Source organism: Neobacillus vireti, from assembly GCF_036962465.1.
Taxonomy (GTDB): domain Bacteria; phylum Bacillota; class Bacilli; order Bacillales; family Cytobacillaceae; genus Neobacillus; species Neobacillus vireti_B.
The window spans coordinates 40,120-51,110 of the sequence record NZ_JBALNF010000058.1; the positions used below are offsets into that span (position 1 = coordinate 40,120).

The 10,991-nt window shown below is 40.4% G+C and carries 14 protein-coding genes, 1 pseudogene and 1 riboswitch; of the genes and pseudogenes, 8 read left to right on the forward strand and 7 right to left on the reverse strand.

The window, feature by feature from the left end; all coding sequences use genetic code 11:
- Nucleotides 1–23 precede the first annotated feature (23 nt).
- The 6 genes and pseudogenes from V7077_RS21610 to V7077_RS21635 all read left to right on the forward strand — a co-directional run bounded on the left by V7077_RS21610 (nt 24) and on the right by V7077_RS21635 (nt 3,522).
- Nucleotides 24–644, forward strand: coding sequence for a hypothetical protein (locus tag V7077_RS21610; protein ID WP_335505755.1), 621 nt, complete (start codon nt 24–26; stop codon nt 642–644).
- Nucleotides 645–701: 57 nt separating this feature from the next.
- A pseudogene (locus tag V7077_RS21615) lies at nt 702–893 on the forward strand (aldo/keto reductase); the annotation flags it as partial.
- A 223-nt stretch (nt 894–1,116) separates the two neighbouring features.
- On the forward strand, nt 1,117–1,497 hold the full coding sequence (locus V7077_RS21620; protein ID WP_335505757.1) for a hypothetical protein: 381 nt from the start codon (nt 1,117–1,119) through the stop codon (nt 1,495–1,497).
- On the forward strand, nt 1,487–1,981 hold the full coding sequence (locus V7077_RS21625) for an aminodeoxychorismate lyase (protein WP_335505759.1): 495 nt from the start codon (nt 1,487–1,489) through the stop codon (nt 1,979–1,981). Before V7077_RS21620 ends, V7077_RS21625 begins: the two co-directional genes overlap by 11 nt.
- 112 nt (nt 1,982–2,093) lie before the next feature.
- Nucleotides 2,094–2,633 carry an NADPH-dependent FMN reductase gene (locus tag V7077_RS21630; RefSeq protein ID WP_335505761.1) on the forward strand — a complete coding sequence of 180 codons (540 nt, stop codon included), beginning with the start codon at nt 2,094–2,096 and terminating at the stop codon, nt 2,631–2,633.
- 157 nt (nt 2,634–2,790) lie between these two features.
- Nucleotides 2,791–3,522, forward strand: a complete 732-nt coding sequence (locus V7077_RS21635) for a DUF475 domain-containing protein (protein ID WP_335505763.1) — start codon at nt 2,791–2,793, stop codon at nt 3,520–3,522.
- Nucleotides 3,523–3,565: 43 nt separating this feature from the next.
- Here the strand turns inward: V7077_RS21635 and V7077_RS21640 are convergent, their stop codons facing one another.
- Nucleotides 3,566–3,859, reverse strand: coding sequence for a hypothetical protein (locus tag V7077_RS21640; RefSeq protein WP_335505765.1), 294 nt, complete (start codon nt 3,857–3,859; stop codon nt 3,566–3,568).
- A 296-nt stretch (nt 3,860–4,155) separates the two neighbouring features.
- On the opposite strand from V7077_RS21640, the gene V7077_RS21645 reads away from it, so the two are divergent.
- Entirely contained in the window at nt 4,156–4,329 is a 174-nt protein-coding gene (locus V7077_RS21645; RefSeq protein ID WP_335505768.1) for a hypothetical protein, read from the forward strand.
- A gap of 53 nt (nt 4,330–4,382) precedes the next feature.
- On the opposite strand, the gene V7077_RS21650 is transcribed toward V7077_RS21645, so the two are convergent.
- Nucleotides 4,383–4,577 (reverse strand): alpha/beta-type small acid-soluble spore protein, encoded by a 195-nt coding sequence (locus tag V7077_RS21650; RefSeq protein WP_098533645.1) that lies wholly within the window; start codon nt 4,575–4,577, stop codon nt 4,383–4,385.
- A gap of 155 nt (nt 4,578–4,732) precedes the next feature.
- On the opposite strand from V7077_RS21650, the gene V7077_RS21655 reads away from it, so the two are divergent.
- Complete coding sequence (locus V7077_RS21655; protein ID WP_335505771.1) at nt 4,733–6,283, forward strand: NAD(P)H-hydrate dehydratase; 1,551 nt, start codon at nt 4,733–4,735, stop codon at nt 6,281–6,283.
- 240 nt (nt 6,284–6,523) lie between these two features.
- Here V7077_RS21655 and V7077_RS21660 read toward each other — a convergent pair whose 3' ends face one another.
- From V7077_RS21660 to dapA, 5 genes are all read right to left on the reverse strand, one after another.
- Complete coding sequence (locus V7077_RS21660; RefSeq protein WP_335505773.1) at nt 6,524–7,324, reverse strand: cytochrome c oxidase assembly protein; 801 nt, start codon at nt 7,322–7,324, stop codon at nt 6,524–6,526.
- Nucleotides 7,314–7,763 carry a DUF2243 domain-containing protein gene (locus tag V7077_RS21665; protein WP_335505781.1) on the reverse strand — a complete coding sequence of 150 codons (450 nt, stop codon included), beginning with the start codon at nt 7,761–7,763 and terminating at the stop codon, nt 7,314–7,316. The genes V7077_RS21660 and V7077_RS21665 overlap by 11 nt, the downstream gene beginning before the upstream one ends.
- 147 nt (nt 7,764–7,910) lie before the next feature.
- Nucleotides 7,911–8,693, reverse strand: coding sequence for an aldo/keto reductase (locus V7077_RS21670; protein WP_335505783.1), 783 nt, complete (start codon nt 8,691–8,693; stop codon nt 7,911–7,913).
- A 132-nt stretch (nt 8,694–8,825) separates the two neighbouring features.
- Complete coding sequence (locus V7077_RS21675) at nt 8,826–9,662, reverse strand: SDR family oxidoreductase (protein WP_335505775.1); 837 nt, start codon at nt 9,660–9,662, stop codon at nt 8,826–8,828.
- A 95-nt stretch (nt 9,663–9,757) separates the two neighbouring features.
- Nucleotides 9,758–10,645, reverse strand: coding sequence for a 4-hydroxy-tetrahydrodipicolinate synthase (dapA, locus tag V7077_RS21680; protein WP_335505777.1), 888 nt, complete (start codon nt 10,643–10,645; stop codon nt 9,758–9,760).
- A gap of 121 nt (nt 10,646–10,766) precedes the next feature.
- Nucleotides 10,767–10,945: riboswitch (Lysine riboswitch) on the reverse strand.
- Between the last annotated feature and the right edge of the window lie 46 nt (nt 10,946–10,991).

A 10,991-nucleotide genomic window follows, 5' to 3' on the forward strand; every position in this document is an offset into this window, starting at 1 on the left:
TAGGTAGAAACTGGGTGGTAATGATGAAAGAAAAGTATGTCTGGTATGCAAGCTATGGATCAAATATGAATAACGACCGTTTTTTATGTTATATAAAAGGCGGCAAACCAGAAGGGTCTTCAAAGGTTGAAACAGGTTGTAAAGATAATTCACTCCCGATGGATTCGTCCACTTTCACGATGAATTTTCCGCTTTACTTTGCAAAAGAAGCAGCTAAATGGGAATCAAAAGGGGTTGCTTTTATTGGTTTAACCCCGGAACCGAATGTTGAAACATACAGTAAAAAATACTTAATCACGTTGGAACAGTTTAAAGATATAGTTAGTCAGGAAAATAATGGTCTAGAGATTGATTTGAATTTGGATGAAGTCATGAAAGACTGTTCAAAGATTTTCCGAAGGAATGCTTGGTATGGAAATATCTTGTATTTGGGAGAAGAAAAGGGGCATCCCATTTTTACTTTTACAGCACCATGGGAAATGAATGATGTGGAATGGGTAAAGCCTTCATATTCTTACTTGAAAACAATTATTAAAGGACTAAAAGAGGACTATTCAAATGAGGAGATTTATCGTTATTTTCGAAGTAAACAAGGAATAAAGGGCCAATTTACGGATGAGGAGTTACGAAGCCTTATTTTTTAAGCCAATTGGTCCGTCTAAGATGATGAATCTGCTATCGTAAACAAAAAAGGAGATGATCGTAAAATGGCCAATGATAAAGGAGCTGAAGTGGCCCATGTTGTCCTCGCCTGGTATTTAACCCGTGAAGCTATTGATGTCATCATCCCTGGTGCAAAACAGCCAGAACAGGTTCTTCATAATCTTAAAACATTAGACATTCAATTAACACAAACAGAAATCCAAGAAATTGATCAAATTTTTAATTTATAAAATAAAAAGCGAAGCGATGAGGATTATTTCTCATCGCTTTTTTAATGAGTAATTTTAGCGAAAGTCATAGAAAATGTAAGAAAAATAGAATGATAACTTTACCTAATTCGCCGCAAATTGCCAAAATCCTCCGACTTTTTCCGTATTTTGCAGTAAAAATAGGCAAAAATACTAGATTGGTTGTATAATAAGTAATTGTTAGAAACTATTGGAGGTTAATCACATGATGGAATGGACTTTAGCCGGATTGTTTGGGATTTCAATTATATTGCTAGTACTATCAATTTCAAAGACATCAAAACAATCGAAGGCAGAACATAATCAAATTGATTTAATTCATATTTCCACAATGAAGGAAATCAATGCAATTCAGGATTCGATTAGAAATATTGAACTTGATCTCGAAGTAGTTATGAAGGAAGCAGGAGTTCAACTTTCTGCTGAAGACAAAGTCTTCATGCGTGAAGTACTTGATTTAAAAAACCGTAATTACTCAACTGAAAGCATTGCTGAGATGAAACAGGTAAGTGTAAATGAACTCGAAAAAATGCTTGCTCCTTACCAGACAATAAAAGAAGGGAGAAAGGTTGCAAATGAAAATTAACTTACTTAGCAGCTTTGCAGCCGGAATGCTGATCGCAACCACGATTTGTGGCTCTGTGTATCTATCTGGAAAAAGTGACCCTGCCAATGTGACAGTTAAACCGTCTGTAACCACATCAACTAAGAAGGTTCAACCTACCGAGGCAGAGATGAAAGCGCAGCTTCAAGCAGAGGGCTACGTTGTTCAAACAAAAGCTGAAAATGATAAGCAAGTGCAGGATGCCAAGACATCTGTCCAAGCGAAAGCGGCTCCTGCCGCTGCTGATACGACTAAACCTGTAACACGTGTCGTTGTCAATGTTACCGATGGTATGACTAGCATTGATATTGGAAGAGCTCTAGTAGCAGCGAATATCGTTAAGAATGCCTTTGATTTTTCAAAGGATATTGAAGCGAAAAAGCTGGAAAACAAATTAAAACCAGGTGTGTTCGTGGTTGACAGTAAGATGACCTACGATCAGGTTGTAGCGACAATCTTTAAATAAGTAAAAAGCCGGTTTCAATTAGAAATCGGCTTTTTACAATGAGCAAGAAATTTGATAATCAAAATAACTATTTCTATAATTAATTTATTACATAAACAAAGGTGGATAAAAAATGAAAATCGTTGCACTTGTAGGCAGTTTACGAAAAGATTCATTTAATAAGCAATTGGCCCAGACGATTCAGGAACGATTCGCAGCTAAGTTTGATTTAGAAGTCTTAGATCTTGGCGTCCTTCCGCACTATAACCAGGATGAGGAATTAAATCCTGCAGCAACAGTCGTAGAGTTCAAAAGTAAAGTAAAAGAAGCGGACGGTGTAATTATTATTACTCCGGAATACAACTGGTCGATTCCTGGAGTATTAAAGAATGCACTTGATTGGTTATCTCGTGTAGATAAGGTGTTAATTGGCAAGCCAGTTATGATAGCTGGTGCTGCGACAGGGCTGATGGGAACGTTGCGTGCGCAGCTTCAATTGCGTCAAATATTAACGGCATTACAGGTAAAGCTTTTATCGCCTGTTGGGAATGAGATTCTTATTAATCAAGCTATGGATAAATTTGATGAGAAAACTGGCAGACTAACAGACGAAGCAACTGTTAAATTTGTAGATGGGGTCGTTGAACGGTTTATTGGCTTAATAAAAGAATAGAAATTTTGCCTGTACTTTTTAAAGGAGAGTACAGGCTTTTTTGCTAAACAGAATGTATGTCATATATTCAACTGCCTTTCATACATTTAAGTAGGGAGACAAACTTGTTGATTTTGGGACAAACTACTTGGAATGGGAAAGGGAGACATAGATTCAGATGGACTTCTTACAAGAAATTTTAAATAGTTATGGTACGATTTTTTCATTGGAGGCCTTTAAAGAGGTATTTACGAATCCAGCAAGCTGGGGAGTTATTGGTACCTTGATTATTCTTGAAGGCCTGCTGTCTGCTGATAATGCCCTTGTTTTAGCAGTAATGGTCAAACACCTTCCAAAGAAACAGCAAAAAAAAGCCTTATTTTATGGGATATTCGGGGCCTATTTTTTTCGGGTAATCGCGATTGGAATTGGGGTAACTTTAACTACGATCCCTTGGATCAAGATTATCGGGGGGCACTATCTGCTTTGGATTGTTTTTCAAAATCTTTTAAACAAAAATGAGCAGGATGATGAAGTTCAAAGCCGAAAAAAGGGCTTTTGGAGGACCGTGTTAACGGTGGAGCTGATGGACATTGCCTTTAGTTTTGATAGTGTCATTGCCGCGTTTGGTGTCTCCAACCAAGAGTGGATTTTGCTGCTAGGAGGAATTATCGGCATTTTAATGATGCGGGGGGTTGCGCACCTTTTCCTTGCCTTAATCGAAAAAGTCCCTGAATTCGAGACAACCGCTTTTATCCTTGTGGCAATTATTGGTGTGAAGATGATTGTTTCAGCCTTTGGATTCCATATGGATGAGTTTGTGTTTTTTAGTATTCTTATCGGAATCTTCTTAAGTACTTTCATTATACATTTCATCCGAAAAATAGCCGGGAAAGAAACCACCATGTGATACCAAAGAGGGAAGGCAGTAAGTATGCCTTCCTTTTTGCTGTTTAGGATTGGAAATGAACGTTTCCGTTTTCATCGATTTCAATCGTGTTGTAGCTTTTAAAAACATCCATGTTCGTGATTTCATGTTGGATTTCATGAGAAAAACTTTCCATATAGGGCTGATACACTTCAGGATTCTTGACTAAATGATACATGGTTATCTTTGTACCATTACGGATATCGGTTCCTCTTAATAAAAAACGATCACCGTATAGATTTTTAAAATAAGTCCGTGCTTCTTCATGACTTTTGAAGTTAGGTATCTGTTCATGATTAATCGAAAAATCCTGATTCATAAACACATTCACCGCTTTCCTATAATATAATAAATATTAACCAGTTTTTGTGAGTTTACATAGTTTTCAACCAGTTTCACAACTATTATTCCCTATTTTAAAAAAATAATGATTCTTTCCTATGGCGATTGCACTATACAACTTTTGATATCTTGCATAATTTATGATAAAAGGGATTATTCCAAATCTCGTTTATGATTTTTCGCCAAATGTTGCGGACATCCTTTTTAAATAGTCGAGATTTTGGACATGATGGATAAGACAAAGGCGATTAAGAAAAGGAGGAGAAGTATTTGATGAATACCCCTTTTGAGTATCCGGAAATTTTATATAATGATGTCATTCTTTATTTAGAAACCAAATGGAACCGCCGTTTAACCGATCATGAACGTCATGTGCTGATTGAGGGATATCGATTTGGCAGGATGGTTGAAGCGGAGAGTGAAATTAAAGTTCTGTTTGCCAATTAACTATTGTTTTAGGAGGGTGTCCAAAGTTGGACACCCTTTTAAAATCTCCAAGGCTATTGACCTTGTTGATTTCGAAGAGCCTGCTCAGCATAAGCGACTAACCGTTTGGTCATTTCGCCCCCAACTGAGCCGTTTGCTCGTGCGGTCGTATCAGCACCAAGTTGAACTCCAAACTCATTGGCAATTTCCTCTTTCATTTGATTAAGGACATCGCCTGAACCAGGAACCAAAAGTTTGTTTCTACCCATGATACATCACTCCCGACGATTTTTTTGAGCAGCTATACAGATGCTCGTATATAATTTATCCTATTTGTTTCTAAGAATACGTGTGGGTCGAAACTGTCATCCACTTGGGAAAGGTTTATAATAGGGGAAAAGGCCGGAAAAAGGAGTGTGTTTTTATGTGGGTTGCAGGACAAAAGGAAATGCAGCAACTGGATCACTATACGATTGACAAACTTGGATTGCCTGGTGTTGTCTTGATGGAAAATGCGGGGGCAAGGGTAGTGGAAGAGATTGTGGCAAGTTCTACTCATGTAAATCCACGTGTGATGATCCTTGCTGGCAGCGGGAATAATGGCGGCGATGGGTTTGTGATTGCACGAAGACTATATGATTTAGGGTTTGACCTCTTGTTATGTTTGGTGGTACCTCCTGAGCGGATTAAAGGAGATGCCAAAGTGCATTTTGATGTGTATCGAAATCGTCAGTTACCGATTCTTTATCTTCATGAAAGTTCGCTTGAAATGGTTAAATCCGAAATGAATCAGGCAGATCTCATTGTTGACGCCCTATTAGGAACAGGTATAAGCGGACCAGTCAGAGAACCTTTTGCGTCGGTTATATCACTGATTAATGAATATGGCGGAAGAAAATTAATTATCTCTGTGGATATACCTTCTGGTATGAATAGTGATAGCGGGAAAGTGGAAGGAACAGCGGTTAAAGCAACAAAGACGATTACGTTTGTTTTTCCTAAAAGAGGGTTCTTTTTACAGGATGGGCCTAAATTTGTGGGAGAGTGGAAGGCTGTTGATATTTCGGTGCCGCCTTCGATTGTTGAGGAGCTGGGACTGGCGCTGCCGCGGGTAGTAACAAAAGAGTTGGTGAATCATTCGGTTCCGCATAGACCCAAGCATGGTCATAAGGGGACGTTTGGTCATGTATTAGTTGTTGGGGGATCAAAGTTCTATGTCGGAGCACCGATTTTTTCGGCAAAAGCGGCGCTGAATGCAGGGGCGGGACTAGTCACATTAGCGGTACCTGAAAGTATTTATCCTATGGCAGCAGCCCAAAATCCAGAGTCACTATTTTTACCGTTGCCAGATGAGGGAGGACATTTTTCTGTGGAGGCGATTGATCATCTTTCATCTTTATTGAATCCGTTTACGAGTGTGGCGATTGGTCCGGGGATTAGCCGGTTTCCTGGCGGTGAGTTTTGGATGAAATCTGTGTTGTCTCTTTTAGCAAACAAGCCGGTTGTGGTGGATGCGGATGCATTGTTTTTGCTTCGAAATGAGCTGGAAGTAGTCCGAGAATATAAAGGGGATATTATTTTTACGCCCCATCCTGGAGAAATGGCGAGGTTGTTAAATATGACGGTTAAAGAGGTGGAAGAGGATCGGATAGGTATTGCGAAGGCTTTTGCCCGAGATTACGGCGTATATTTGCTATTAAAGGGACATCGGTCAGTTATCGCTGCGCCAGATGGAGATGTGTTTATTAATCCGCATGGTAATGATGCGCTTGGAAAGGGTGGAAGTGGGGATGTGTTGACGGGGATGATTGCTTCGTTTTTAGCGCAGGGTGCAACAGCTGTTAAAGCACTCGTTGCTGCGAGTTATTTGCACGCGAGAGCGGGGGAAGAGAAGGCTGAGGCTTTATCTAGTTACGGTGTAGGACCTTTGGATTTAGTTGATGGGATTAGGAAGCAGCTGCGGGTGTTTGTATAAAGGTTTATTGGTACTTCGGTCAATGAACCGGACTGTCATTGCCTGTGAGTGAGATTTTAAGGTTGGAATGGTCAATGAAGTGGCAGATCATTGCCTGAGAATGAGTATTTTGAGTTGGGAAGGTCAATGAACCGGTCCGACATTGCCCGAAAATGAGATTTTCTGATTGTAACGGTCAGTGAGACCTTTTTTTAAATCGAAAGTGAGCTGACTCTCCATCCAAACGGTCAAACAATCGTTTTATTGGCCTTCGTAGGATGGTACAGCTCTTACTGGCCGCGCAGACTTATACCACTGATAGCAAAATATAATAATGAAAACAAGCTCAACAACGTCTCCGCCATAGTACATAAATATTCCGGCCATTTTTGACTGTTCCGCAGGCACTCCAACAGGTGGGTGAGCATAAATATATTTGGCTAAAATCCCATGACCCGACAATGCGGTCGCACACACAATCGCACGATACAAGAAGCTCGTTCGGTGTGGCGATGGGTCAATATAAATCATCGAAGAAGTAAACAAATATCCAGCCAGAAATATATGGATATGTATCACCACATGCAACGCAAAATTATTCTGCATTTCTTGATATAGAGTGCTGCAATAGAGCAGCCAAAGACCACCAATATTAAAAAACGAAGTAATCAACGGGCTGCTTGCAAACCGGAAAAATTTACTCCTTAAAATTAAGGATAAGCGGCGTGCCAGCCTCACATTAACAGTTCTTAGAATCAGCGTCATAGGTGCCGCCAAAACCATAAGAAGCGGTGCCAGCATGCCGAGCAGCAAATGCCCAAGCATATGTGCAGTAAAATCGTGATGGGCATGAACTGCGATTGGTCCCGTAACGGCGGCAAGAGCACAGAACACACCAATTAGCCACATAAATATTCGGTAAATAGGCCAGTTTTTCCCGGAATGGGCACTTTTAATAACCGCACTGAGATAAATCACCAGGGCAAAAATGAACGGCAGCATAGCGATAAAATCAGCACCCAAGGACCCATGGCTATGTACCATATGCTGACTATTGAACATGTTCTGAATCAGCTCCCGATTTTTTAGCAGAACGAATAAGAAGGACGATGCCGATAAGCAGCATCAAAACAGATGTGATATGCCAAACCATGTCATAAGGTAAGAGGTTCACGTGGTAGCGAATCTGATGGAGCCGCATCAGTTTATGCTGGATAATCCCATCATATAATTGAAAACCACCTGCGCCAAGAAGTACACCAGCCGCCCATTTTTTTGCCTGCCATACCTTCCTGCGCCGAATATCTGCTACCATAAATAACCCGCCTACCGTAAAAAACCAACTAAACGCATGGAAAATCCCATCCGAAACCAAACCAACCGCTGTTGTGGCTTTATCATAAAAATGGTGCCAATGAAGGATTTGATGAAAGATGGTCTCGTCAACAAAAGCAACGAGCCCAATTCCGAAAAGCACCCCTGACCAGAGATTTTTCTTCATGTGAGTGGAAAGATCTTTACTGCTTCTAGAATGATTCAAACTCTTCACCTGCGTACAATAATTTATTTATCTTTCACTTTACCCTTAAAGGACCATCCATAGTCAATTAAAAATAAAAAGACTGCCCGAAAGGACAGTCTTATCATACTAAAAGTTAAAATTATCCGGATCAGCACCAAAGCGTTGGTTCTCATTAAGGTCATTAATTTTTTCCATATCACTCTGAGATAAGGTGAAATCAAAGATATTGGCATTCTCTTTAATTCGGCTTTCACGAATCGATTTTGGTATTGTTACGATTTCATTCTGGATATCCCAGCGTAAAATAACTTGTGCGATTGATTTGTGGTGGGCCGAAGCAATCTCCTGTAGCACAGGATGGTCAAGCAGTCTGCCTTGGCCAAGCGGTGCCCAAGCCTCTATTTGAATCTGTTGTTGTTGGCAATAGCTGCGCAGTTCAGGCTGCGAATGAAGAGGATGTAATTCCACCTGATTCACCATTGGCTTAATTTCCGCGACAGACATCAGATCTTCTAAGTGGTGGATGTTAAAATTACTAACTCCAATCGCACGAACACGCTTTTCTTTATATAGCTTCTCAAGGACCTTCCATGTGTCTTTATATTTTTCCTTTACCGGCCAGTGAATTAAATACAAATCAACGTAGTCAAGGCCGAGCTTTCGCAAGCTTGTCTCAAAAGCCTCTTCAACTGAATCATTGCGTTGATCGCTATTCCATACTTTTGTGGTAATAAAAAGTTCTTCTCGGGAAACCCCTGATTCTTTAATGGCTTGACCGACGCTTTCTTCATTTTCATAAAGTGCAGCTGTATCGATGCTTCGATAACCGGCTTTAATAGCCATTTTTACGGATTCAAGAGCCACTTCACCCTCGGGTACTTTGTAGACCCCAAGTCCAAACCATGGCATCTTTACACCATTATGTAGCGTTGTGCTGGATTGTAAGCTATTCAATCTCTTCTCCTCCTTAATAGTAATTCAATACATAGTATAGTACCGTCATCATGGAAGAATCAACCAAACAGAATTCATCATGACAAATCAAGGCTTAAGCCGCTTTAATATGGCGGATTCAAGAAACTTCCACGGCAGTGTCTTTTTAAGAAATAGATTCATCTTAACTCCCTTGCCGATCGGATAACGAAGGTCAGGTGTTCCAGTCGAGCAGGCTATCTGAGCGGCTAGTTTAGCGACTTCACTTGGATCACCATAATCGGCTTTGCCATTATTAATTTCTTTTAAGAGGCTTTCCATATAAAAGGTATAAGGCGAATCCGGGTTGTTTTCGAGTTGATCAACGCTTGCCCAAATGTTCGTTTGGTATGAACCAGGTTCGATTAAGGATACATCAATTCCAAAGGGACGTACTTCAAGCCTTAAACTTTCGCTGTAGCCTTCCAGTGCATGTTTAGATGCGCTATAAGCGGATAAACCCGGAAAACCAATTCTTCCGCTGATACTGCTCATATTAATAATTCTGCCTTGTTTTCTAGCACGCATAATCGGCAGAACGGCATTGGTCACGGCAATCACTCCAAAAAAGTTGGTTTCAAATTGCCGCCGGTAATCTTCCATTGACAGTTCCTCACTAAAACCTCCGACAGCAAGTCCAGCGTTGTTCACCAGTACATCAATGTGGGAGTAGTTTTCAAGGAATAGTTTAAACTGTCGGATCGAATCACTTGAATTAACATCCAACGATATAACCTGAATGTACTTCTCCACTTGCTTTTCTTTAGCGACTTCGATTAAAGCCTTTGCTTTGTTCGTATCTCTCATTGTTGCAATGACGGTAAAACCCTTCAGAGCCAATTCAATTACGCAGAGTAAACCAAATCCGCTCGATGACCCCGTTACAATCGCTGTTTTTTGATCCATGCAATTTTCTCCTTTCATACAGGAAGATTTGTAGAGGAAATTTCCAAACAAATAGGTAAAAAAATAAGCTGCCCTTAAAAGGCAGCCTCAGGTTATTAACTTACACTAACAAGTTTGTCTGCTGGGAGCAGCTTCTCTAATGTTAATTTTTCTTCATCAGTTAATGGCACCAATGGCAAGCGTACCTCACCAACAGAAATGCCGGTCATATTTAGGGCGGCTTTTACAGGTGTTGGGTTTGGTGCAGCAAATAAGCCCTTCATCAGTGGGAGGAGTTTGCGATGTGCAGCTGCAGCTTCCTCAAGCTGACCATTTTTAAATTTCTTCACCATGTCCTGCATTTTGTTTCCGATTATGTGTGAAGCAACCGATACTACTCCTGTTCCGCCAATGGCTAAAACTGGAAGAGTTAACCCATCATCCCCACTATAAAGGGAGAAATGGTCAGGAGTCTTGCTTATGATGTCTGCCATTGCATCTAAGTTGCCGCTTGCTTCTTTAACAGCCACGATATTGTGAATATTTGAGAGGCGAACAACGGTATCAACAGACATGTTAACACCACAGCGCCCCGGGATATTATACAGCATGACTGGTAAAACTGTTGATTCGGCAATCGCTTTAAAGTGTTGATAGATTCCTTCTTGTGATGGTTTGTTGTAATAGGGAACAACTAGTAAAATACCATCAACACCCGCTTCAGCAGCAAGTTTCGTTAATTGAATCGAGGCACGTGTATTGTTGGAGCCGGTACCAGCTATAACAGGAACCCGGCCGGCTGCTTCCTCAACCACTAATTTAAATAATGCTACTTTTTCTTCCGATGTTAGAGTAGGGGACTCACCAGTTGTACCGGATACTACTAAGCCTTCTGTGCCATTTTCAATTAAATAGTTAACTAACAATCTTGCGGCGTTAAAATCTACATCACCATTTTGATCAAATGGTGTAACCATTGCGGTTAATACTTGGCCAAAATCCATTTTTTCTCACCCTTTGTAATTTTTTAATAAATTAGAGGGGTAAGGCCAATCTGATGTCAACGCAAAAAAGCAGCAACGAAGGGTCGCTGCTGCTGTAGAAACATCTAAATAAAGTTCCTATGCGTGAGATAGCCCTCCATATAGTTTCCTATATGACAATTCTGTGCTTCTTCAACACAGAACCAGCTTCAAGACCAATGAGATCCTATCCGCTTCGGCAAATTCCCCTTTCCACCATTGTCATAGGACCTCATTATCCTCATATAGCGTACTGATGGTCTTTGCGCCTCTATCCTCACTTCAAAAGGTATTGAAGTAAGAAAGTATGTAATTAATAGTAATATAT

Excerpts from the sequence above, each read along its gene's own strand:
- dapA (WP_335505777.1), bottom strand. The coding sequence starts at position 10,645 with ATGGATTTTGGCCAAGTATTAACCGCAATGGTTACACCATTTGATCAA.
- V7077_RS21640 (WP_335505765.1), bottom strand. The coding sequence starts at position 3,859 with ATGAATCAGGATTTTTCGATTAATCATGAACAGATACCTAACTTCAAA.
- V7077_RS21670 (WP_335505783.1), bottom strand. The coding sequence starts at position 8,693 with ATGCCATGGTTTGGACTTGGGGTCTACAAAGTACCCGAGGGTGAAGTG.
- V7077_RS21645 (WP_335505768.1), top strand. The coding sequence starts at position 4,156 with ATGAATACCCCTTTTGAGTATCCGGAAATTTTATATAATGATGTCATT.
- V7077_RS21650 (WP_098533645.1), bottom strand. The coding sequence starts at position 4,577 with ATGGGTAGAAACAAACTTTTGGTTCCTGGTTCAGGCGATGTCCTTAAT.
- V7077_RS21665 (WP_335505781.1), bottom strand. The coding sequence starts at position 7,763 with ATGAAGAAAAATCTCTGGTCAGGGGTGCTTTTCGGAATTGGGCTCGTT.
- V7077_RS21655 (WP_335505771.1), top strand. The coding sequence starts at position 4,733 with ATGTGGGTTGCAGGACAAAAGGAAATGCAGCAACTGGATCACTATACG.
- V7077_RS21610 (WP_335505755.1), top strand. The coding sequence starts at position 24 with ATGAAAGAAAAGTATGTCTGGTATGCAAGCTATGGATCAAATATGAAT.
- V7077_RS21630 (WP_335505761.1), top strand. The coding sequence starts at position 2,094 with ATGAAAATCGTTGCACTTGTAGGCAGTTTACGAAAAGATTCATTTAAT.
- V7077_RS21620 (WP_335505757.1), top strand. The coding sequence starts at position 1,117 with ATGATGGAATGGACTTTAGCCGGATTGTTTGGGATTTCAATTATATTG.
- V7077_RS21660 (WP_335505773.1), bottom strand. The coding sequence starts at position 7,324 with ATGTTCAATAGTCAGCATATGGTACATAGCCATGGGTCCTTGGGTGCT.
- V7077_RS21625 (WP_335505759.1), top strand. The coding sequence starts at position 1,487 with ATGAAAATTAACTTACTTAGCAGCTTTGCAGCCGGAATGCTGATCGCA.
- V7077_RS21635 (WP_335505763.1), top strand. The coding sequence starts at position 2,791 with ATGGACTTCTTACAAGAAATTTTAAATAGTTATGGTACGATTTTTTCA.
- V7077_RS21675 (WP_335505775.1), bottom strand. The coding sequence starts at position 9,662 with ATGGATCAAAAAACAGCGATTGTAACGGGGTCATCGAGCGGATTTGGT.